Origin of the sequence: Snodgrassella sp. B3837 (assembly GCF_026535955.1) — a bacterium.
In the GTDB taxonomy this organism is placed as follows: domain Bacteria; phylum Pseudomonadota; class Gammaproteobacteria; order Burkholderiales; family Neisseriaceae; genus Snodgrassella; species Snodgrassella alvi_E.
In genome coordinates, this window is sequence record NZ_JAFNPI010000019.1 from 18722 (window position 1) to 41451 (window position 22730).

At 45.1% G+C, this 22730-nt stretch carries 21 protein-coding genes; 5 read left to right on the forward strand and 16 right to left on the reverse strand.

Features of this window, described 5'->3' with window-relative positions; genetic code table 11:
- Positions 1-209: 209 nt before the first annotated feature.
- On the reverse strand, positions 210-2333 hold the full coding sequence (pnp, locus tag J3U67_RS06995) for a polyribonucleotide nucleotidyltransferase (RefSeq protein WP_267404506.1): 2124 nt from the start codon (positions 2331-2333) through the stop codon (positions 210-212).
- Between the two features lie 418 nt (positions 2334-2751).
- On the opposite strand from pnp, the gene J3U67_RS07000 reads away from it, so the two are divergent.
- Positions 2752-3327 carry an acyl-CoA thioesterase gene (locus J3U67_RS07000; RefSeq protein WP_180295869.1) on the forward strand — a complete coding sequence of 192 codons (576 nt, stop codon included), beginning with the start codon at positions 2752-2754 and terminating at the stop codon, positions 3325-3327.
- A gap of 222 nt (positions 3328-3549) precedes the next feature.
- Here J3U67_RS07000 and rpsO read toward each other — a convergent pair whose 3' ends face one another.
- On the reverse strand, positions 3550-3816 hold the full coding sequence (rpsO, locus tag J3U67_RS07005) for a 30S ribosomal protein S15 (RefSeq protein ID WP_100139845.1): 267 nt from the start codon (positions 3814-3816) through the stop codon (positions 3550-3552).
- 88 nt (positions 3817-3904) lie between these two features.
- Entirely contained in the window at positions 3905-4828 is a 924-nt protein-coding gene (truB, locus tag J3U67_RS07010) for a tRNA pseudouridine(55) synthase TruB (RefSeq protein ID WP_267404701.1), read from the reverse strand.
- Positions 4829-5424: 596 nt separating this feature from the next.
- Between truB and adhP the strand changes: the two genes are divergently transcribed.
- Positions 5425-6438 carry an alcohol dehydrogenase AdhP gene (gene adhP / locus J3U67_RS07015; RefSeq protein ID WP_267404508.1) on the forward strand — a complete coding sequence of 338 codons (1014 nt, stop codon included), beginning with the start codon at positions 5425-5427 and terminating at the stop codon, positions 6436-6438.
- A 62-nt stretch (positions 6439-6500) separates the two neighbouring features.
- Here the strand turns inward: adhP and nagZ are convergent, their stop codons facing one another.
- From nagZ to J3U67_RS07070, 11 genes are all read right to left on the reverse strand, one after another.
- Positions 6501-7598 (reverse strand): beta-N-acetylhexosaminidase, encoded by a 1098-nt coding sequence (gene nagZ, locus J3U67_RS07020; RefSeq protein ID WP_267404510.1) that lies wholly within the window; start codon positions 7596-7598, stop codon positions 6501-6503.
- 175 nt (positions 7599-7773) lie between these two features.
- A complete protein-coding gene (locus J3U67_RS07025) occupies positions 7774-9249 on the reverse strand; it encodes a DegQ family serine endoprotease (protein ID WP_370387874.1) in 1476 nt (491 codons plus the stop codon).
- Positions 9250-9329: 80 nt separating this feature from the next.
- Entirely contained in the window at positions 9330-9971 is a 642-nt protein-coding gene (gene nth, locus J3U67_RS07030) for an endonuclease III (protein WP_267404513.1), read from the reverse strand.
- Positions 9968-10636 carry a thermonuclease family protein gene (locus J3U67_RS07035; RefSeq protein WP_267391213.1) on the reverse strand — a complete coding sequence of 223 codons (669 nt, stop codon included), beginning with the start codon at positions 10634-10636 and terminating at the stop codon, positions 9968-9970. The genes nth and J3U67_RS07035 overlap by 4 nt, the downstream gene beginning before the upstream one ends.
- A gap of 162 nt (positions 10637-10798) precedes the next feature.
- Positions 10799-11467, reverse strand: a complete 669-nt coding sequence (gene rpiA / locus J3U67_RS07040; RefSeq protein WP_100139840.1) for a ribose-5-phosphate isomerase RpiA — start codon at positions 11465-11467, stop codon at positions 10799-10801.
- Between the two features lie 81 nt (positions 11468-11548).
- Positions 11549-12031: a 2-C-methyl-D-erythritol 2,4-cyclodiphosphate synthase gene (gene ispF / locus J3U67_RS07045; RefSeq protein WP_267391215.1), complete on the reverse strand. Its 483-nt coding sequence runs from the start codon at positions 12029-12031 to the stop codon at positions 11549-11551.
- Positions 12028-12735 (reverse strand): 2-C-methyl-D-erythritol 4-phosphate cytidylyltransferase, encoded by a 708-nt coding sequence (gene ispD / locus J3U67_RS07050; RefSeq protein ID WP_267391216.1) that lies wholly within the window; start codon positions 12733-12735, stop codon positions 12028-12030. Before ispD ends, ispF begins: the two co-directional genes overlap by 4 nt.
- Complete coding sequence (gene dnaQ, locus J3U67_RS07055; RefSeq protein WP_267391217.1) at positions 12732-13469, reverse strand: DNA polymerase III subunit epsilon; 738 nt, start codon at positions 13467-13469, stop codon at positions 12732-12734. Before dnaQ ends, ispD begins: the two co-directional genes overlap by 4 nt.
- 592 nt (positions 13470-14061) lie before the next feature.
- A complete protein-coding gene (locus J3U67_RS07060) occupies positions 14062-15453 on the reverse strand; it encodes a TolC family protein (protein ID WP_323811381.1) in 1392 nt (463 codons plus the stop codon).
- Between the two features lie 96 nt (positions 15454-15549).
- Complete coding sequence (locus J3U67_RS07065; RefSeq protein WP_267404516.1) at positions 15550-17487, reverse strand: MacB family efflux pump subunit; 1938 nt, start codon at positions 17485-17487, stop codon at positions 15550-15552.
- Between the two features lie 3 nt (positions 17488-17490).
- Positions 17491-18687, reverse strand: a complete 1197-nt coding sequence (locus tag J3U67_RS07070; RefSeq protein ID WP_370659349.1) for an efflux RND transporter periplasmic adaptor subunit — start codon at positions 18685-18687, stop codon at positions 17491-17493.
- A 364-nt stretch (positions 18688-19051) separates the two neighbouring features.
- On the opposite strand from J3U67_RS07070, the gene coaD reads away from it, so the two are divergent.
- Positions 19052-19567 (forward strand): pantetheine-phosphate adenylyltransferase, encoded by a 516-nt coding sequence (gene coaD, locus J3U67_RS07075; protein WP_100139835.1) that lies wholly within the window; start codon positions 19052-19054, stop codon positions 19565-19567.
- 199 nt (positions 19568-19766) lie between these two features.
- Here coaD and J3U67_RS07080 read toward each other — a convergent pair whose 3' ends face one another.
- The gene (locus J3U67_RS07080) at positions 19767-19913 is read right to left on the reverse strand and encodes a hypothetical protein (protein WP_267404518.1); all 147 of its coding nucleotides are present in this window, start codon (positions 19911-19913) and stop codon (positions 19767-19769) included.
- Between the two features lie 616 nt (positions 19914-20529).
- Positions 20530-21423 (reverse strand): LysR substrate-binding domain-containing protein, encoded by an 894-nt coding sequence (locus J3U67_RS07085; protein WP_267391221.1) that lies wholly within the window; start codon positions 21421-21423, stop codon positions 20530-20532.
- Between the two features lie 102 nt (positions 21424-21525).
- Between J3U67_RS07085 and J3U67_RS07090 the strand changes: the two genes are divergently transcribed.
- Together J3U67_RS07090 and J3U67_RS07095 are read left to right on the forward strand one after the other, a co-directional pair.
- Positions 21526-21930, forward strand: a complete 405-nt coding sequence (locus J3U67_RS07090) for a CidA/LrgA family protein (protein WP_267404521.1) — start codon at positions 21526-21528, stop codon at positions 21928-21930.
- A 36-nt stretch (positions 21931-21966) separates the two neighbouring features.
- Positions 21967-22656: an LrgB family protein gene (locus J3U67_RS07095; RefSeq protein WP_267404523.1), complete on the forward strand. Its 690-nt coding sequence runs from the start codon at positions 21967-21969 to the stop codon at positions 22654-22656.
- Positions 22657-22730: the final 74 nt, after the last annotated feature.

The window sequence follows — 22730 nt, forward strand, 5'->3', positions numbered from 1 at the left end:
CCATGTGTCTTGATTCCAGCTTGTTTGGCTCTCAATCTGTCAAGGATGAGTGCTCTGCAGTAATGAAAAACACTATTTAGCAGATGTATTCTGGCCTATAGTTCTCAACAGGTTGGTATATGAGGTGGATGAATCTGGCTAATCCACAAGCTTTCCACATATAAAAACTGCCTTGCGATGCAAGGCAGTTTGAATGGTGAAAACTGAATTTAGTGTTCTTCAGGTTTGGCTTCCTGTGGTGCTTTTTCCAGCAGCGCTTTGATGGACAAACGCACACGGCCGCGGTCGTCGATTTCTAAAGCTTTTACTTTTACCTGCTGACCAATTTGTAGGTAGTCACTAACATTTTTTACACGCTCGTGGGAAATCTGGCTGATGTGTACCAGACCATCTTTGCCTGGCATAACAGATACAATTGCGCCCACATTGTTATCCAAAATCTTGATTACTGTGCCATCGTACACTTTGCCCACTTCCACTTCAGCCGTAATTTCTTCAATACGACGTTTAGCGGCTTCACCTGCTTCGCTGGTAGTAGCTGCAATGGTAATGGTGCCATCTTCGGCAATATTGATTTCGGTACCGGTTTCGGCAGTAAGGTTACGGATGGTTTCGCCGCCTTTACCAATCACATCGCGGATTTTGTCTTGATGGATTTTCATCGTGAATAATCGCGGTGCATGGGCAGATAATTCCTGCGGACCTTCTACAGCTTCCTGCATCTGGCTCAGAATTTTCAGACGTGCTTCTTTGGCCTGTGCCAGTGCAATCTGCATGATTTCTTTGGTAATACCTTGGATTTTGATATCCATCTGCAATGCAGTAACGCCGTTGGTGGTACCGGCCACTTTGAAATCCATATCGCCGAGGTGGTCTTCGTCGCCAAGAATGTCGGTCAAAACGGCAAATTTGTTACCATCTAATATTAAACCCATGGCAATGCCGGCCACATGACTTTTCAGTGGGACACCGGCATTGAGCAAGCTCAGGCAACCAGCGCAAACGCTGGCCATGGAAGATGAACCGTTGGATTCTGTGATTTCAGATACCACGCGCATGGTGTAGCTGAAGTCTTCCACATCCGGCAGCACAGCCAGTAAGGCGCGTTTAGCCAGACGGCCATGGCCGATTTCACGGCGTTTTGGTGCACCCATGCGCCCCACTTCACCGGTAGAGTATGGCGGGAAGTTGTAATGCAACATGAAGCGGTCAGTATATTCGCCACTCAGTGCATCAATAATCTGTTCGTCACGCTGAGTACCGAGAGTGGCTGTTGCCAGAGACTGAGTTTCGCCGCGGGTGAATAAAGCTGAACCGTGGGTACGGGGTAAAACACCGGTCTGAATGTTGATCGGGCGCACGGTACGGGTATCACGGCCGTCAATACGCGGCTGGCCTTCAAGAATCTGTCCACGTACAACTTCTTTTTCTAAATCTTTGAAAATTCCCCGAATCTGATTGGCTAGCAGTGTATCGGTTTCTTCGGTAATTAATGCGCTTTCTACTGCGGCCCAAGCTTCGTCGAGCTTGGCAGTGCGTGCCTGCTTCTGTTTGATTTTAAAAGCAGCATCAATGGTGGCTCCGGCAAGTTCGCGTACACGAGCAATCAGTGTATCGTCGGTGGCCGGTGGCTGCCAGTCCCATATTTCTGGATTAACTTCATCGGCAAATTCGTTAATGGCACGGATAGCCGCCTGCATTTGGTCGTGACCGTAAACTACGGCACCAAGCATGGTTTCTTCAGACAGTACATCGGCTTCAGATTCCACCATTAATACGGCTTTTTCGGTACCCGCCACGACTAGATCTAGCTGAGATTGTGCCAACTGTGCTTTAGTAGGATTGAGTACGTATTCTCCATTTACGTAACCAACGCGGGCTGCACCAATCGGGCCTGCAAATGGTACGCCAGTCAGCAGTAGAGCTGCGGATGCACCTAACATGGCTGGTATATCAGAGTCGATTTCAGGGTCAATGGATACCACCATAGCCACAATCTGAATATCGTTGAAAAAACCTTCAGGAAATAGTGGACGTATTGGACGATCTATCAGGCGGCTGGTAAGAATTTCTTTTTCGCTTTGTTTGCCTTCCCGTTTAAAAAAGCCGCCAGGAATTTTACCGGCTGCATAAGTGCGCTCGAGATAATCTACGGTGAGCGGAAAAAAATCTTGTCCGGGTTTAACTTCTTTTGCTGCAGTAACGGCTACCAGTACTACGGTATCACCCATAGAAATTTTGACCGCACCTGCTGCTTGACGGGCAATTTCACCAGTTTCAAGAGTAACGGTCTGATTTCCATACTGAAAGGTTTTTATGTGTTTATTGAACATGCTGAACTTTCTGTTTCAGTTTCTGCAAAAGTCGCACCTGCTAAAAAACCTAACAATGTATACGCTTTGTACATACACATGGGTAGGGTTTCTGGCCGGGCGAGGTTTGCAAATGATGGTTGATTGGGATTAACAGGGTTGTGATAACCCTCAATACGCTTTGTATTATGGGTAAATTCTAACATATATTTTTTAGCTTATCTCTAACCTGATGTCTTCTAACCAGTAGAGCCGGTTTTTGCAGGTATTTTTGGTCTTTTTTGGCGGAAAAGAACGGATATTTATGCTGATCGTACTTTTTACCAATCTGTGCGCATATTAATTGGATTGGGTTATATGTTAGAATTAATATGATTGATGTTAATTTTATTGGTTCAACCGGATTGGCTGTACCTGTTTTTTATGGGGAATGATAATTATGTCCGAACTTTTGTATAAAAAACCGACTGACAGTGATGTATTGCTTTCGGTGGTCATGCATCCGGAAGATACCAATGCTAATAATACGATTTTCGGCGGCCGTATTCTGGCGCTGATGGATCAGGCGGCCTATGCCTGTGCCTGTAAGCATGCGCGCTGTGTAACAGTAACGGCAGCAATTAATACAGTCAATTTTCGTACGCCTATTTATGTGGGAGATCTGGTATCCATTAAGGCTCGGGTAAATTATGTGGGAAAATCATCGATGATGATTGGTATCCGTGTGGAAGCGGAAAATCTGATTAACGGAGATATTCGCCACAGTAATTCTAGTTATTTCACTATGGTGGCGATTGATTCTGCTACCGGTAAGCCGCAAACTGTACCTGGGCTGATTTTGGAAACACCAAATGAGGTACGCCGTTTTGTGCGTTCGTATACGCGTAAAATAGAACAGCAGGAAAGTTTGAAAGAGTTTCAGGCCAAAGCTTTTCATTTAAGTAAAGACCATCTTGACTGGTGCCAAACTCAGAATGCACGTTTAAATCCTGATTTATATAATGAAATAGGCTGATTTTATTGGCCTGTGTTTTTTCGTTTCAGACGAGGCTAAGCACAGGCCTTGTCTGTTTCATCGATAAGACAGGATGAGTCGTATATGTGGTTTTCTGCCTACTGCCTGCATTGATGGCAAAATACAGGGTGGACTTTGGTTGGAGGTAATTTTTTACAAGTAACTATAGAATTAAAAAAGCCGTCTTATAATCAAGACGGCTTTTTTAGCAGCATAGCATGCTTATTTACGCAGACCCAGACGGCCAATCAGCTCGCGGTAGGTATCCGGTTTGGTACGACGGATATACGCCAGCAGACGACGACGGGAACTTACCATTTTCAATAGACCACGGCGGCTGTGATGATCTTTAGGATTAGCTTTGAAGTGGCCGGTAAGGTCGTTAATACGGAAGGTCAGCAATGCGATTTGTACTTCAGAAGAACCAGTATCGCCTTCGGTACGCTGATAATCTTTTACGATTTGTGCTTTTTGTTCAACAGATAACATGTAATTCACTCTATTAAAAAAGCCTTTCGGCAGACAAGTTGGCCAAGCTAACAATGATGTCTGACAACGGCCAACTCCAAATAGGTATTTAGCTCTCTACATTGGTGCTCATCAGACGCAGTACTTTGAGACGGCTGCTGGCAGCCTGATACTGAACCAACCCGATGAAGCGGCCACTGGCGGCATAAATACGCAAGGGGCACATTGTGCCATAATTTTGTCCGGAATGCACGGCTATCCCGTGCTGCAATTGCAAAATTTCTTTATCGGTAAGTGTGGCTGCCGGTAAATGTTGTACCAGCACATCGCTGGGAAGCAGCAAATTATCACGTTTTGATTCATCCAGACTGCTGATAGCGGCAAGGGTATGGGTCTGGTCGATACTAAACCCAGCGGTAGCGGTACGACGTAGTGCTGTCAGATGAGCCACTGTCCCCATATGCTGAGCTATATCTTCAGCTAGAGTGCGGATATAGGTACCTTTGCTGCAGCGCACGTTGATAATCAGTGTAGGATAGGCAAATTCTACAATACCAATCTGATAAATGGTTACCTGCCTGCTTTTGCGTTCGATGGTAATGCCGGCGCGTGCATATTCATACAATGGTTTGCCCTGATGTTTGATGGCCGAATACATGGGTGGTGTCTGGGTTATTTCACCATTGAAAGCAGCGATGGCAGACTGCACCTGTGCTAGTGTGATGTGGGTATCGGCTGTAGCCACAACTTCGCCTTCAGCATCGCCGGTACTGGTGGCGACGCCAAGCTGTAATGTTGCTGTATAAGCTTTGTCTGCATCAAGCAGATACTGGGCAAATTTAGTGGCTTCTCCAAAACACACCGGCAGTAGACCGGTGGCCAGCGGGTCGAGTACACCAGTGTGTCCGGCTTTGACGGCACCATATAAAAAGCGCGCCCGCTGTAAAGCGCTGTTGCTGCTCATGCCTCTGTCTTTGTCCAGCAGCAGTACACCACTGAGGGCACGTTTGCGTCGGCTGATATGTGTATTCATGATGATTCGTAGGGAGGAATTTGGTTTACTTTGTTCAGGCGCCTGCATCATAACACGGTTTCTGCGGCTGTCTGGTATGCGTATCTGTTGCCAAAAGGGATAAGTAGCGCTTACGCTTGAAAGGGCTAAATTTGCAAATTGATGTGTTGTCTTAATTCGTGGTTTATTGCTGTTAGGCTGGTTTTAAGATGTTCTGGCTGATGCTAAAGCAGGATAAGAATTAGTATTAATCAATTATTTAAAATCTGCTATGAATTCTTAAACATATATTGTATCTGGCATTAATTTATTCTTACGCAAAGGCTTTGTTTAGAGTTACAATTATTTAAGTTTTACTGCTGGTATTGCAAGGGAGCATCTGTCAGAATCTCTGCCAGAGAATTTATACGTTAGTCCTGATTCAGGTGGCAATTAGTCGGTGTGACGGGGAAAATTCACGCTGTTAAATAATTTGATTGTCATTTTCATTCAGGATAATGCTGACGCTGGTATTGATTCTATTTGGTGATTGATTTTTTAGGTTCTACCGGTCTAACTTCTGACAACAGAAACTAACAGGCCAAACACTTCTTCTTTACTGATGAAAAGGGTTCATTATGAAAGCAGCCGTAGTAACAAAAGACAAAAAAGTGGCCATTCAGGACAAAGCCGTCCGTCCGCTGAAAGCCAATGAAGCATTGCTGAAAATGGAATGTTGCGGGGTTTGTCACACTGATTTGCATGTAAAAAATGCAGATTTTGGTGATGTGACTGGTGTAACGCTGGGACATGAAGGCATTGGTGTGGTTACTGCTGTCGGTGAAGATGTCACTTCGCTAAAAGTAGGCGATCGTGCCAGTGTGGCCTGGTTTTTTGAGGGCTGTGGGCATTGCGAATACTGCAATAGTGGCCGTGAAACATTCTGTCGTGAAGTTAAAAACGCCGGCTATACTGTAGACGGTGGTATGGCGGAAGAATGTATCGTGGTAGCAGACTATGCGGTGAAGGTACCGGATGGTCTGAGTTCTGAAGCAGCCAGCAGTATTACCTGTGCCGGTGTGACCACTTACAAGGCAATTAAAGTATCTCATATTCAACCCGGCCAGTGGATTGCGATTTATGGTTTGGGCGGTCTGGGCAATCTGGCTTTGCAATATGCTAAGAATGTGTTTAATGCCAAAGTGATTGCTATTGATGTGAATGAAAAACAACTGGAATTGGCACGCGAGATGGGTGCGGATATGACCCTGAACCCGGCTAAGGAAAAAGTTGAAGAAATCATTCAGGAAAAAGTAGGCGGCGCATATGCTGCGGTGGTGACTGCTGTGGCTAAATCTGCGTTTAATTCAGCCGTTGCTGCTGTACGCGCTGGCGGACGTATTGTGGCAGTAGCTCTGCCTGTAGACACCATGGATTTGAATATTCCGCGTCTGGTACTTGATGGTATTGAGGTAGTGGGCTCACTGGTGGGTACACGTGAAGACTTGCGTGAAGCATTCCAGTTTGGTGCTGAAGGCAAAGTGGTACCAAAAGTAACCATGCGTCCGCTGGAAGACATCAATGATATTTTCGATGAAATGGCCGCAGGTAAGTTTACTGGCCGAATGGTAATTGATTTCAAAAATGCCTGATTAAGACAAAGTGATAAAAAAGCCATAGTTTGACTATGGCTTTTTTTATCGAATGAGCAAAATTAACAGGCTTCGCCAACTTGCACGCCGTTTAGGATATCTTGCGCGGAAGCGAGGCTAGCAACCAGTTGTTGTGCTGACTGAAATTCTGGCGTCTGCATGATGGCTTTGAAATCTGCCACTTTCCCTTTACCGGCAATCATTTGCCAGCGCTGTGCCAGCCGGCTATTTTCTGGCCACTGAAAATCGTTTAACAAAGTATCTACCCAATCTGGTTTGTTGCAGACCAGTGCGATATCACAGCCGGCAGCAAAAGCATGAGCTGCACGCTGGCGAATATCTCCTGCAATGCTGGCACCCTCCATAGTTAAATCATCTGAAAAAATCACACCATCAAAGTGCATTTTGTCTCTTAGCACACCTTGCAGCCAGAGTGTGGAAAAACCAGCCGGTTCGGTAGGGTCAACTTTAGGATAAACCACGTGTGCCGGCATCAGTGCTGGCATGCTATGATGAATCAAATCGTTAAACGGCTGAATATCATCAGCCCATAATTCATCCCAGTTACGATTGTCCTGAGGAAGAGTCAAATGGCTATCTCCGCTGGCGGCACCGTGTCCAGGAAAATGTTTGCCGCAAGTAGCCATGCCGCCACGAGCCAGGCCACGCTGTAAAGCAAGTGCCAGAAAACTGACAACAGCTGGTTGCTGATGAAAGCTGCGGTTACCAATCACTGCACATTCGCCCCAGTCTAGATCCAATACCGGTGTAAATGATAAATCGATACCACAAGCGCGTAATTCTGTGGCCAGTACCCAGCCTACTGTTTCAGCCATTTTATCAGCCATGGCCGCGCCATGCTGTTCCCAGCACTGCCCCAGTGTCCGCATCGCCGGCAAACGAGTAAATTCCGGAATAAAACGCTGTACCCGCCCCCCTTCATGGTCAACTGCAACGATGAGCTCGGGTGTACGCAGGGCTTTAATTTCGGCTACAAGTGCGGTGAGCTGTGCACGAGACTGATAATTACGCCGGAATAGAATCACGCCACCAATGGCGGGATGGCTTAAACGTCTGCGTTCTACTTCGCTCAGATGAAAAGCTTCCACATCGGCCATAATCGGGCCGCGTGCTGTTACCGGAGGTTGTGCTGACAACATAGAATGATTCCAGAACCTTTAATAATTGAATTAGTAGCTTGAACAAAATTTAAAATGATAGGACAACATAATGAATCCGGTCTGAACACAAAAGTCAGTCGATAGATTATTTTACGCCTGTATACACACTGAATGGACAAGACGGTTTATCCCGCCAAATATTTTTAGTTTACTTTTAAGGCAGTATCAAAGCGATATACAAAGTATTATTGGCTCGCCGGATGAGTAAAGGGACACTTTTTCCGCTTTCCTGTACTGCCTGCTCGAAATCCTTCTCATTGTGTACCAATTTTGAACCAACAGCGACAATGACATCCCCGCGACGTAAATCAACCTGTGCAGCTAATTTGCTAACATCTTCAATCACCAGCCCTTTACTGCTTGCACGCAGCTCCAGACCAAGGTGTTGTTCTAAAAAATTATCACCGTCAGTAGGCATAATGTCGCTGGCTGCACTAGATGGAGCACTGATGGCTGGTGACATATTATCCAGTGTTACCTTAATATCCTGTTTTCGGCCTTTACGCCATATCCCGAGAATAATTTGTTTTCCAGGCGGCAGCAGTCCGACTCTGACCGGTAAATCACTGGAGGTTTCCAGTTCTTCTCCATTAACACTTTCAACAATGTCACCGGGTTGCAGACCTGATCTGGCTGCTGGTCCGCCAGCTACTACCTGTGTAATCAGCGCGCCATTAGCCTTGTTGAGCCCAAAAGATTTGGCCAGATTGTAGTTCACTTCCTGAATGACCACACCCAGACGTCCGCGCTGTACTTTACCGGTGGTTTTTAGCTGTTCAGCCACATTCATGGCCACATCTATCGGAATGGCAAAAGAGATACCCATAAAGCCGCCGCTACGACTGTATATCTGGGAATTGATACCAACTACCTGACCTTTTAGGTTAAATAGGGGACCACCTGAATTGCCCGGATTAATGGCTACATCTGTTTGAATAAATGGGGTGTAGTTCTCTTCTGGCAGGCTACGCCCTTTGGCAGAAACGATACCGGCAGTGACACTGTTGTCAAAACCGAATGGTGCACCAATAGCCGCTACCCACTCGCCAACTTTCAATTCTTTCGGATTGCCAGGCTGCACAACTGGCAAATTATCCGCATTGATTTTCAATAAAGCCACGTCAGATTGAGGATCGGCACCAATCAATTTTGCCTGAAATTCCCGTTTATCGTTTAGCAGGACTTTGATGTTGTTCATGCCATTGACAACATGTGTATTGGTGAGAATGTAGCCATCCTTGCTTATGAAAAAGCCGGAGCCGAAATTGTATTCATCATCATTTGTCTGCGGCGTCTGAGGCACATTAGGTAACAGATGTTTGAAATATTCGTAAAACGGGTCGTTATCGGGCAGCGTATCGGAGCTGCTTTCAATGTCACCGTCAAGGCTGCGGTTATCTCGGGTGGCCTGTATGTTTACCACGGCGGGACCCTGCTGGTCTACCAGCCGAGTAAAATCAGGCAACAGCATGGCTACCTGATTGCTGTTACCATCAGTGCCGGCAGGTATTTCTTTTACAAAACCCTGATTGGCTGTTTTGCCAAACCAGTGTTCCAGCCGGTCACACCCAGCTGCCGCCAACAACGCTGACAAAATTGCCGTCAACATATATTTGCGATTTATCCGCATCAACTTCCCTATCTTGTTTGTTTTCTTACACAAGCGGTGATCAATAATATTGTAACGAAAAGAGGCGTAAAGTTACTTAATCAGACAGTTAAAGTTGCCTTCGCCGGATATTCGCATAAATCATTTATCAAACAGCGTTCGCAGTCAGGTTTACGTGCTTTACATATGTAACGGCCATGTAAAATAAGCCAGTGGTGGGCATTCAAACGATACTGTTTCGGCACCACTTTCATTAATTTATCTTCTACTTCGCGTACGGTTTTGCCTGGAGCCAAACCGGTCCGGTTACACACACGAAAAATATGCGTGTCTACAGCAATGGTCGGCTGGCCAAATGCGGTATTCAGCACCACATTGGCTGTTTTACGACCTACACCAGGTAAAGCTTCTAGCTGTTCTCGTGTCTGCGGTACTTCGCCGCCATATTGCTCAACCAGAATTGCGCTGGTTTCCATCACATGTTTGGCTTTGGTTTTATATAAGCCTATGGTGCGAATACAGTCCATTAGCTTATTTTGTCCTAGCGCCAGCATACTCTGAGCAGTGGGTGCCAGCTTAAAAAGCTGCACGGTACATTTGTTAACAGATACATCGGTGGCCTGTGCCGACAGCATGACGGCGATTAATAATTCAAATGGGGTATGATATTGCAGCTCTGTGGTCGGATGCGGACAGGCGGCCTGCAAACGACTGAATATTTTTTCGCGTTTATGTGCATTCATGAAGTTGTTCTATTAGCGGTTTTCTGTTGCTGGCGAAACTGCCAAGGTGCAATAGCACGTGCATTGTGCCACAGACCGAGCCGTTTTTGGCGTGCCTGAAGCTGGGCTTGCTGATAGCGGCTAAAACTCAGCCGATCCTGCTGTTTTTTTGCAATAGAATCGTAATGCCATGCATAGCCTTGCTGTACCATCCATAAATTCATGTCTTCATTGCTCAGCATTATCTGCCCTACTTCGCGCTGATATTGGTCGATAGCCACAACATTCACAGCGACTGTTTTACCTTCAATACGCGTTTTTAAAGCATCTCTACTGGCAATGCCATAGGCCTGTTTGATTTCAGGCGCATCAATACTGGCCAGTCGAATTTTGTGCATATAGCCGTTATTATCTTTAACATGGATGGTATCCCCATCATGTACGCTGTCAACCTGTCCTGTGTAACGTCCTTTGCTCGCCGGTGCATACTTTCTGCCTTTGGCAACGTGCGGCCGACCATTGAAAATATCTTGTACGGAACGCAGAATACTATCTGCTTTCTGTATCTGGTTTTGCAATGGCGCAATTATACTGTCTGGCAACCAAACTTTAGCCAGCGTCAGTACCATCGCCAGCCAGATTAAAATTTTACGCCATTTGCTTACTGCTTTTTGTCTGTTCTGCATTTACCTCTAAAATTACCCCTCAAAAAACCCTACTGTAAGTATCTCAGACTGACAGACATAAAAATCGCCATTAAAACAATTGCAGCCAGCTGCTGGTATTGATAATAGCTGGCTGCACAGAAACAAGTGCAAATATGTTTGTTCACCTCTGCCGCAACTGATTCAGACTTTGGCTGTTAACACCTGAACGCCACTCTGGCAACCTAGCAGCAGCAAATCGGCAGGATGGTGGGTAAACAAACCGTTTTCGACCACACCTGGTATGCCGTTAATAGCATCTTCCAGTTTTATTGGTTCGCTGATATTCAAATTGGCAACGTCAAGAATCTGGTTACCGTTATCAGTTGTAAAGCCTAGACGTAATTCCGGTTCACCGCCGAATTTCAGTAGCCGGCGCGCCACCAGTGAACGGGCATTTGGCATCACTTCCACTGGTACAGGCACATGACCAAGGCGACTAGTATATTTACTTTCGTCGGCAATACAGATAAATTTTTCTGCTGCACTGGCGACAATCTTCTCATTCAACAAAGCGCCACCGCCACCTTTAATCATTTGTAATAAATGATTGATTTCATCGGCTCCATCGATGTATAACGGCAGGCCGTTCACTTCATTCAATGTGACTTCAGGAATACCAAAGCTCTTCAGAGCCGCACTAGTCTGGGCAGATGTGGACACCGCACCTTTGATTCTTTTTCTGCTTTGCGCCAATGCCTCAATAAAAAAACGTACAGTTGATCCGGTGCCGATGCCCAGATATTCGTTTTCCTGCACATATTCAACCGCTTTTTCTGCGGCCTGACGCTTGAGTTCATCTTGTGCTGCCATACTACTGCTCCTTGTTTATCCTAAATAGATGACAAATTAGTTTGTCTGTATCAAAAAATTATAGCTCAAGCCTGCATTAGATTAAACCGCTGTCAGCAGAACAACTGCCTGTGCCTCAATTGCTTCTTGCCGCCCTAAATAACCAAGTTTTTCATTGGTTTTGCCTTTGATATTAACGGCATCAACCGGCAAATTCAGTACAGCGGCTATATTTTGCCGCATTTGGTCGATGTAAGGGCGCAGTTTAGGCTGCTGGGCAATCACAGTACTGTCTACATTGACTACTTTCCAGCCTGCCGCCTGCACTTGTGCATAAGCCCCGCGTAACAATTCGCGGCTGTCTGCATCTTTATTCACAGCAGCAGTATCTGGATAAAGTTTGCCAATATCACCCAACGCAGCAGCACCTAACAAAGCATCGGTAATCGCATGCAGCAGGGCATCGGCATCTGAATGTCCAAGCAATCCTTTATCAAAAGGGATGCAAACTCCGCCTAATATCAGCGGCCGGCCGGCTACCAACTGATGCACGTCATAGCCCTGCCCGATTCTGATAGATTTCATTCAATGTTATCCTGCTGTAAGAAATAAGTAGCCAGTAAAGCATCTTGTGCACTGGTTAATTTTAGGTTCCGGATATCTCCTGCCACCAGCAGCGGTGCAAGCCCCATGGCCTCTACAGCGGAAGATTCATCAGTTATTACGTCTAAATCTGCCTGATCCAGTGCTGCAGCCAGCATACCTGCACGAAACATCTGCGGCGTCTGAGCCTGCCATAAACCTGCTCTATTGACCGTCCTGCTGACCTGCTGTGCCGGGTCTGCCTGCTTCAATGTATCAGCCACCGGCAGTGCTGATAATCCGCCCACCGGATGATGCTGTACTGCCTTTATTAGGCGTTCAACTGATTCTGTACTAACACAGCAGCGGGCGGCATCATGTACCAGCAGCCAGTCTGTATCCAGAACGGCATAGTGCTGCTGGGCCAGTCTGATGCCATTGCGCACTGTTTGCGCTCGCGTGTCTCCACCACAGCGCAGAATAGCGATATTGGGAGGTAAAGCAGCGGATGGATATATGGTATCGATGTACTCATCTTGTGCCGACACGACAATGAACACTAAATCAATTGCTGGTATTCCGGCTAATCGTGTGACAGTATGTTCGAGCACCGTTCGCCCTACTAAACGGACATACTGTTTTGGGCACTCTGCACCAAAGCGTGCGCCGACACCTGCAGCCGGAATCAGCGCAATACGCCGGCTCATGCAGATTTATCCTCTTGTTGCTGCTGCCACTGCCGCCACGCACATGGTGCACCGACAATTTTATCCAGCGTTTGTAAATATGCTTCGTGTTCCGCCATATCTTCTGCATTGGGTTTGACGACAGGAAGAGCTGTATGTTGTATCTGATATTGGCCACCACCCGCAATACTGGTATCGGTATTACCTGCCATCAGCTCATCCACCAAGCTAAACTGGCTGCGGGTCATGGCCAAATAAACTTCACCAAGAAGCTCGCAGTCTATCAGCGCACCGTGCAGTACGCGCTTGCTGCGATCCACTTCCAGACGGGTACACAGAGCATCGAGTGAATTTTTCTGTCCTGGGTATCTTTCGCGCGCCATTTGCAGAGTATCGGTGATTTTCTCAGTAATGGTTCTGGTAGCGGGCATATTAAGTTTTTTAAATTCCATATCCAGAAAGCTTTCGTCAAAGCCCGCATTATGGATAATGAGTTCTGCTCCGCTAATATAATCAGCTATTTGCTGGGCAACTTCGGCAAAGACTGGAGCTTTCATCTCATGCAGTTTTTCCAATGTGATGCCATGAACTGCCACTGCTTCTTCGGGTATATCACGCTCAGGATTAATATAAAGATGCAGATTATTGCCGGTAAGCCGCCGGTCTATCATTTCTACTCCGGCAAATTCAATCAATCTATCGCCATTACTGGCAGACAGGCCGGTAGTTTCAGTATCGAGAATAATTTGACGCATGCTAATGCTTTAAGCGGCAGAATACCGCAGATTTAAAACAACAATAATACTAAAAAATTCCATTACACGCACAATGCAATTGGCAACCAAAGTCTGTTTTTTATTGAGTATAGCGATTGATTTTAATTTCTGAGCGATTTGTAGACAGAAAGGTCTATTACCTGTTGCCAAGACCTTAAAATTAGATTTAAACCAGCTTTTTGCTCTTTTAGACAATAGACCACAAAGAAATGACTATTTTTATTTTAAATAAAAACAAATATTTACTAAAATATACTAATTATTTTTAGAAATAAAAATAATTATCATTTGCAATTGTAAAACAATTTGTTTATGATGCCCCTATGTTCACGCAACAAAACAAATTTTTCCAAATAAAGTACTGATTTATTTGAATATCCAAACAGATTTACATATAAATTGCTGCTTGCACAACGATTTATATTGGAAGTTAACTATTGGTAGTGGTTTGTGTTCCTTTTTGCGCCCCTTTTTTAGGGGCGATTTTTTTTGCCAGCATCAGGCTCTTCTGAGCAAATTAGGCTAGATTAGCTAATGTAAAATCTGCCGCAACATCGTCAGATTATTCACATTATCGCGGCTGATAACGTCCGGCCATGGCTTGATAAATCAGATTTTCATTTTGTAAAACGTTGTAGCGGCTGTTCAGGACATTCTGTGCAGAAGAATATTGCGTATTCAGCGCATCCAACCAGTCACTGAGCGGATTGGTACCATACTGATAGCGTGCATGGTAGTACCGACTGTTTTTTATATCATACTGATATTTTTGCTCGGAATTGGCTAAGGTATGACGACTAAGGGTGTATTGCTGATAATAACGTTCTACCTCATTTAGCGCCGTTGTCAGTGACTGCTCAAATGTCAATCTAGCGCTGTCAAAATCAGCTTTGGCTTGCTTATTTTGCCAATATAAAGTCTGCCAGTCGAGAAATGGCAGGTTGACGTTAACACTGGCCGTACCAACAGGAAAACGCAAGGCAGAGTTTGCCGAATCCGAACGAGAATTTACTGCCGTACTGAGGCTGATGCTTGGATACCAGCTACGGCGAGTGCCTTGCTGGGTAGCATAGGCAGACTGTAGACGATATTCCGCCGCGCGTAGATCTGGACGATTGGCGAGAACGGATAAAGGTACATCCAGATTCACTTCACTGAATTTAATCTGATTCAAAGGTGTTGGCTGGATATCCGTTGTTTCATTTGGTCGTTGATTAAGTAAATTGTGCAGCGTCTGCACTACGTCGGCACGATTTTGTTGCAGAGAAGTCAGGCTGTTTTCTGCATTCAGTAGAGATTGTTTGGCATTAGTAGCATTAATACTGCTCACTTTACCCACCGCATACTGTGCCTGCGAGATACGAGCAATCTGACGGTATTGCTCGATGCTGTCCTTAGTCAGACTGATGGCGCCATCGATATAGGCCAAATGAAAATAATTATCCACTACACTGTTTATTAGTGCTAAACGGCTGGCGGCAATATCCTGCTCGCTGGCCTGATAGCGCCAGATAGCAGCATTGGTATTAGCACGGATTTTTTGCCACACATCCAGCTCATAGCTCAGTCCCAGCTGGCCGCTAAAGCTACGGTTGGATGCTCCGCCCTCTTTCAGGTCTTTACTGCTATTGGCACCAAGGGAACCATTGGCTTTTGGAAATAAATCCGTGCCCGTCAGCCGTGCAGTGTAGCGCGCTTTTTCAGCGGTTATAGCAGCCTGCCGTAAATCAATATTATTTGCCAGTGCTGTAGTAACCAGCTGATTCAATGTAGCATCTTGATAAATTTCCCACCAGTTGCCGTTTACCTGATACTGTGCGGCAATTTCAGCACTGCTGAGCATACCGGCCCGATGTAGGCTCTGCTGCGGATAAGGTGTCTGAATAGCGCAGGCATTCAGCAACACACTTAAACCTACAATTAAAGCTGCGGTGCTTTTTTTCACAGAAATATTTTTCATCATGATTAATTTTATCTTCTTGGCAGCAGCCATCAATGCATTTATTTAATTACTGCTGCCTACCTCTTTCCGCTACAGAATACTGGACTGGTAATAGGCTTAATCTCGCGACAGGGCATCTATCGGATTTAGCTGTGAAGCACGTTTTGCCGGCATAAACCCGAATAACACACCGATGACGCTGGAACACAAAACCGCCATCACAATCGAAATGGTTGAGAATGACATGGCAAAATCGGTGGCCAGCATGTTAAACAACATACTGATGGCAAAAGAAAACAACACCCCTACCAGCCCACCAATCAGACAAATCAGTACAGCCTCTATCAGAAACTGCTCCAAAATATTGTGCTGACGTGCGCCGATGGCCATACGGATACCAATTTCCTTCACCCGTTCTGTTACCGATACCAGCATGATATTCATCACGCCGATACCACCCACCACCAGTGAAATCAAAGCAATACTGGATATCAGCATTGTCATGGTACCGGTAGTACTTTCAATAGTCTGCTTGATGGTGTCGCTATTGCGGGTAAAAAAATCTTCAGTACCGTGGCGGGTTTTAAGTAATTCAATAATGCCCTTTTCCGCAGTCTGGGAATTTACATTGTCTTTGATTTTTACGGTAACAGATGTAATGTATTTAGAACCAGAAATGCGGTTCATCAAGGTGGTATACGGTGTATAAAGCTGTAAACTGTCGGTATCAGCAAATCCATTATTATTAGGTGCAGCTACGCCAATGATGCGCAAAGGGCGCTTATTAAACAAAATTACCTGACCCAATGGATTACTGCCGTCTGCGAAGAGTTTATTTTTGGTGTTGTCATCAATCACCACTACCTGACTGTTTTGGCTAACATCATCTTCGTTAAACAGGCGGCCAAAAGCAAGTTTGATACCGCGTACATCAAAGTACTGATCTCCCACCCCATAGAGCTGGGCGGAAAGAGACTGATTTTCATAGGTAAGTGTGCCACTGGTGTTGGCACCAGGTGTAACACTGTCAACATAATCCTGCTGTTTCAATGCTTCGGCATCGCCTACGGTCAACGTTTTAATCCGCGAAGAACGGCGATCACCATAGCCATAACCTGGATAAACAGACACAGTATTGGTGCCCATGGCATTAATGTTTTCAAGAATTTTTTCCTGCGAACCACGTCCCAGTGCCACAACTGATACTACTGATGCAATACCGATAATAATACCAAGCATAGTAAGAAATGAGCGCATCTTATGCGCCATTATCGCCTGAATTGACATGCGAAACGATTCAAATAGTTGGTCGCGATAAAAAAGCCACGAGTTGCGCTCTTCGATACTTTCGATGCGGCTTGGGGGAATATTCGGATTTTTGCTGTGGTCGGCAATAATGCGTCCGTCGCGGATTTCTATTACGCGGTTGGCATTGGCTGCTATGTTTGGATCGTGGGTCACCATCACAATGGTATGGCCAGCGTCGTGGAGTTTATGCAGGATTTCCATGACATTCTGTCCGCTGCCGGTATCCAGTGCACCGGTGGGCTCATCCGCCAGAATAATTTCTCCGCCGTTCATCAGAGCGCGTGCGATACTGACGCGCTGCTGCTGGCCACCAGATAGCTCATTAGGACGGTTGGCTTCTTTACCTGACAGGCCGAGCTGCGCCAGTAATTCATCTGCCCGTTGCAGCCGTTCATCGTGTTCCATGCCCGCATATACGGCCGGTAGAGCCACATTTTCACGCGCAGTTAAGGTGCCTAGCAAGTTATAACGCTGAAAAATAAAGCCAAAACTGCGGCGGCGCAGTGCAGCCTGCTCGTCTGCACTCATAGTGGCCGTTTCCACACCGTCAATTTTGTAGGAACCACTGGAAGGCACATCCAGACAACCGATGATGTTCATCAGTGTGGATTTACCAGAACCGGACTGGCCGATAATGGCAACAAAATCACCTTTTTCGATACTCAGGCTAATATCCTTAAGTACCTGCACGCGGTTTTCACCCTGACCAAACCAGCGGTTGATACCTTTGATTTCCAATAGACTCATGGCTTACATTCTCGGGCCGCGCTTTTTCGGTTCGATGCTGACACCATCTTTAGCTTCAGCTTTGCTCAAAGAAGATAATACGACCTTTTCACCTTCTTTCAGCCCCGATTTCACTTCGGTCCGCATACCATCAGTGATGCCGGTGTTAATCTGTCTTTCCTGTACCTGCTGGTTATCATCGAGTACCTGAACAACTTTTTTGCCGCGACGATGCTTGATGGCCTGATTGGAAACAGTGAGTACATTTCTCACGGCTTTTACAAAAATATTGTTCTGTGTAGTCATGCCAATATGCAGAGCACCGTCATCATTCGGTACCAGTGCACGGGCATAGTAATAGATAGCAGTATCGGTGGTATCGGTACTGGTGTTGTAGCTACCCTGTGACATAGTAGTCAGACCAGGGTCTACGGCATCCAATTTCGCCTGACGCATTTTGCTGTTATCGGCCAGCGTGGTGAATGTCAGATTCATTCCTGCCTTCACCTTGCTCATGTCACCTTCGGCAATCTGCATTTTATTCAGCATCTTGCTTAAGTCAGCTAACTGGACGATAGTTGGTGTGTTCTGGCTAGAGTTGACGGTCTGTCCTTCTTCCACCGGAATGGAAACCACGGTGCCGGCCATCGGCGCGGTAATGCGGGTATAGCCCAAATCTGCTTCTGAGGTATTGATAGCAATCTGAGTTTGGCGAATCTGAGATTTCAGCTCTGCCACATTGGCTCGGGCAGCGGCCAGATTATCCTGTGCATTATCATAATCCGCTTTGGAAGTTGCATCTTGTCCGATTAAAGCTTGCTCACGTGCAAATGCACGCTGCTTCATTTTTAATGCGATTTCCGCCGATACCAACTGGGCACGATAAGTATCCAGCTTGGCTTTATTGGTATTCAGGGTATTCATCTGGGTGGTGGAATCAATATCGGCAATCAGGTCGCCTTTTTTTACCTGCTGTCCCAGTTTGACATACAACTTTTTAATCTGTCCTGAAGCTTGTGCACCCACATCCACCAGTTGAGCTGCGGCAATTTCACCGGTCGCATTCACTGTCTGGGTAATATCACTGCGGCGTACTTCATCAGTCACAAAATTCATCTGATTTTTGGGTTTGAAAAATAGGTTCCACAGGATTGCCGCTAGCAGCAACAAAACCAATAGCCATACTACCCTTTTCACCCATTTTTTTTTCATTTGCTTCATTATCCGTATCACACTTAAGTGTTTTTGCCCTTTTTAATATACCAGCGGCAAAAGATTAAGATTGTAAAGGATGAAAACCATTCTCATCAATATATCTGATAATTAAATATATAAGTCTGCGCCCAAACCTGAACCTGCAAGCACTCATTAACCATTATTTACGCTTTTCAGCGTGGCGGTGCTGCAGTTACCTTGGAAAGGGGCAGGCTTTGACAATACACACATAACTGATTAAGCTGCGCAGCTTTGTTTTTGCCGGCATTGAAAAAAAACACCATCGGTTTACAATCAAATCATGAATATCCAGCAATCTGTCGCATTTATTCAATGAAATAACCCAGAAAGCTGTTTGGAACACACACTAATGACTAATTCGAATGTCCGCCGTGCTGTATATGCCGGCAGTTTTGATCCGCCGACAAATGGCCATTTATGGATGATTCGCGAAGCCCAGCCGTTGTTTGATGAGCTAGTGGTTGCGATTGGCGTGAATCCTGAAAAAGCAACTACCTACACCATAGAAGAGCGTAAGGATATGTTGCGTGCCATTACCGCCAATTTTCCTAATGTGAAAATTTCCAGTTTTCAGAATCAGTATTTGGTTAATTATGCCCGTAGTATTGGCGCCGATTTCATCGTACGCGGTATCCGTACTGCTTCGGATTATGAATATGAGCGTTCGATGCGCCATATCAATCATGATTTACAGCCGGATATTTCTACAGTTTTTCTGATGCCACCGCGAGAGTATGCCGAAGTCTCGTCAACCATGGTAAAAGGTATGGTTGGTCCGCAGAACTGGCAGGCGATGATACGTCGCTATGTACCAGATGCGGTGTATGAAAAAATTATGCAGGATCATTTGTATCAGGAACACTAAACAGTACAGCACGTTTAGATTCCGGCTCTGCAACCAGTAAACCAGTCAAGGTTTACTGGTTTTAATGTAATTGTCGGTTTAGTCTATCCACTCGGATTTATTTAATTTTTGCTATTCGATTGGCTTAATACCGAGCCGGCTAAGGATTTGGTTTCTTCGCTATATTTTGAACTTTTTAAAGCTTTAGATGCAATGGTTTCTATTTTTTTCCGGTTTGTTTAGTGGTACTGGATTGAGCCAAAGCAGAAGCGGCAAGCTGCTTTTGAATTTTGGAAGCATCAGGTTTTTTTAAAGTCTTAGCTGCATTGGATGCTATTGCTGAAGACGTTTTTTTATTTGCAGACATATCATTTTATCTCCATAAGTAATTTAAATATTATTTTCTGAGGTTTTAATAATTTATACCTCAAATTTATTTTAAACTTAATTTTTATATTCTGAAATATATTTATATTAAATTTGTACTTAAGTTTTAATTAAAAACTTAAAAATCAATCTATCTGTTTTTTCGAAGCAGAAACGTACACAATACGAAATATACCCTTATAGGATACAAGTATTCATTGGATATAGGCGGTAAAGATTTGATTTTGACAGCCTGCTCTGTGCATGGCCATATAAAAGTGGTCATACCTACTTTTCCAGCATTTCTTGCGCTGATTGCATTTAGAATAGCTACTATTATTTCGGCTTCATCTTTTAAATCATGGCATGATACACACACTGCTCTTACCGCTACTGCTTCTGGTAGTAAATATTCAGCTCAGTGCAAAACTTTTAGCCTTATATGTAACTCAGGTTTTCACTTATCTGTATGGCTGCGTACAGTATATATTTCTTTTACTGGCTTTTTACTAATGCGCTATTTATGCTCAAGACGAGAGGAAGCTGTCTAGAGTGCATGTCTATCAGTAACGTTTTCTTATCAGACTAATATTAATAAACATTAATTGTAGAAATTGTTATTGTGCGAATTCTTGTCGCACCACATTTAGCCACGCTTTAAGTGCCGGCGTCAGCTTTTTATGGCGCGGCCACGCCATAGATAAACGCCAGTTGATTGTAGGGTCTGTGAGTGGGACGGCTGCAAACACCTTGCTATCAAAATCATCAGTGTAATAGCGTGGCAGTAAAGCAATACCTATTTCTTTCTCTACCATATCTCGCAATAGCTCCCACTGGCTGGTACAACAAACAACATTCGGTTCAAAGCCCTGATCGCGGCAGGCATTGACAATGCGCTCATATAGAGCAAAACCTCGGCTAAACAGAATAAAAGATTCATCACGCAAGCTGCGCAGCGATATCGATTCGGGAATATTAGCCAGCCTTTTTCGTGGAAACAATACCATCAGCGGGTAATCGCACAAGGGAATGTGGTTAAATTCATCGCTTACCGGTAGCAGCAGCTGACCGGCATCCAGCCGGTTATCCAGCAAAGCTGCTTCGATATCGCGGGTGCCGGATTCGATAAACGCCAGCTCAATATCTGGACATTGCTGATGAAAACGGAAGAAAACCGGCGTAAGCAGACGGCTCCCAAGCAGGGACATACCAATGCGTAAGGTACCGGATTTTAATTTGCGGTAATCCGCAACTTCCTGTTGCAAGAGATTAACCTGATTCAGTATCTGCTGCGAACGATCATAGACACGCTGACCAATTTCGGTAGGCTGTACCAGTCGTTTGCGGCCGTTTTCACCTTTATAAAGTAATGCTACATTTAGTTCATTTTCTAATGTATGTATTATTTTGCTTACGCTGGGCTGCGATAAAGCCAGTTTTTCTGCGGTGGCGGAAAAGCTGTGATTCTGAACCAAAGCCACCCAGCACTGAAGTGCTTTTATATCAATCATAATTATTCAGGAAAAGAATAATAAAAAACTTATAATTCATATTACGCCTAATAAGGCTTACTATAATTTAGCGCCTGAATTAATGGCATCAGGAAAGCCAATATGAATATCTTACACCTTTGTCCGGCTAACTGCTTGCGTATCTGCAGTCAGATCGGCGTAATTATATTGTTCTGGATAGCTGGACTCGGTATTGAAAAAGTTACGCATATTCCTCTATCCGCTGGTGTAATCGGTTTATTTCTGCTGTTAGTCCTTTTACAACTAAAAATAATCAGGCTGTCGTGGGTATCCAGTGGAGCACAGGCGCTACTCGGAGAGCTGATGCTGTACTTCATGCCTATTCTGATTGCGGTGGTGCAATATAAAGCACTTTTTATGGCTGAAGGCTGGCAATTGATTGTAAGTATCGTCAGCGGCACCTTTCTGGTGATGAGTAGTACAGCTCTGACGCTGAAATACTGTTACCGCATGCGACGTGCCTGGATTAAGCGCCGCCATATCTAAAAACCAATAATCATTTTTCCTGCTTAGAAAACCTATATGAATATCATTGCTGTCGGCTGCTTTATCTGGACCATCGTGCTGTATGCATTGGCCAAAAAATGTTATCGCGCCAAACCCATTATGCTGTTATCCCCAGCTATTACATTTAGTGTCATCACCATTGCGGTGATGCAGTGGCTCAACATTAGCTACGCCGATTACAATCAATACACACGTTATATATCTGGCCTGCTCGGCCCGGCCACAGTGGCTTTTGCCATCCCCATTTACCAATATCGCGAGGTGATGAAGCGGCAGCTACCAATACTCTTGGCGGCCATTATTGTTGGCATGTCTGTTGGTGTCGGCAGTGCCTATCTTATGGCTCGTTTGTTTCATTTTAATCATGAAGTTACTTATAGCCTGATGGCACGGTCTGTTTCCACGCCATTTGCGATTGAGCTGGCAGATAAAATCCATGGCTCGGCCGCACTGGTATCGGTATTTACCATTATTACTGGGTTAGCCGGCATGCTGTTTGGTGACATCACACTGGCTTTCAGCCGCAGCCGTCTGCATCTTGCTAATGGTGCCGCTTTTGGTAACGCCGCTCATGGCTTCGGTACCTCACGCGCTATTCAGCGCAATGCCGATGAAGGGGTGGTTGCCAGTCTGACCATGATATTAGCTGGTTTATTTATGGTACTGGTCGGCCCGATGCTGGTGCGGTTTATTGTATGGCTGTAAAGACTAAACCTCACTTTACAAAATATTTAACGCTGCCGTACAATGATTCTCGGCATCTTATTTCTATTCCTTAT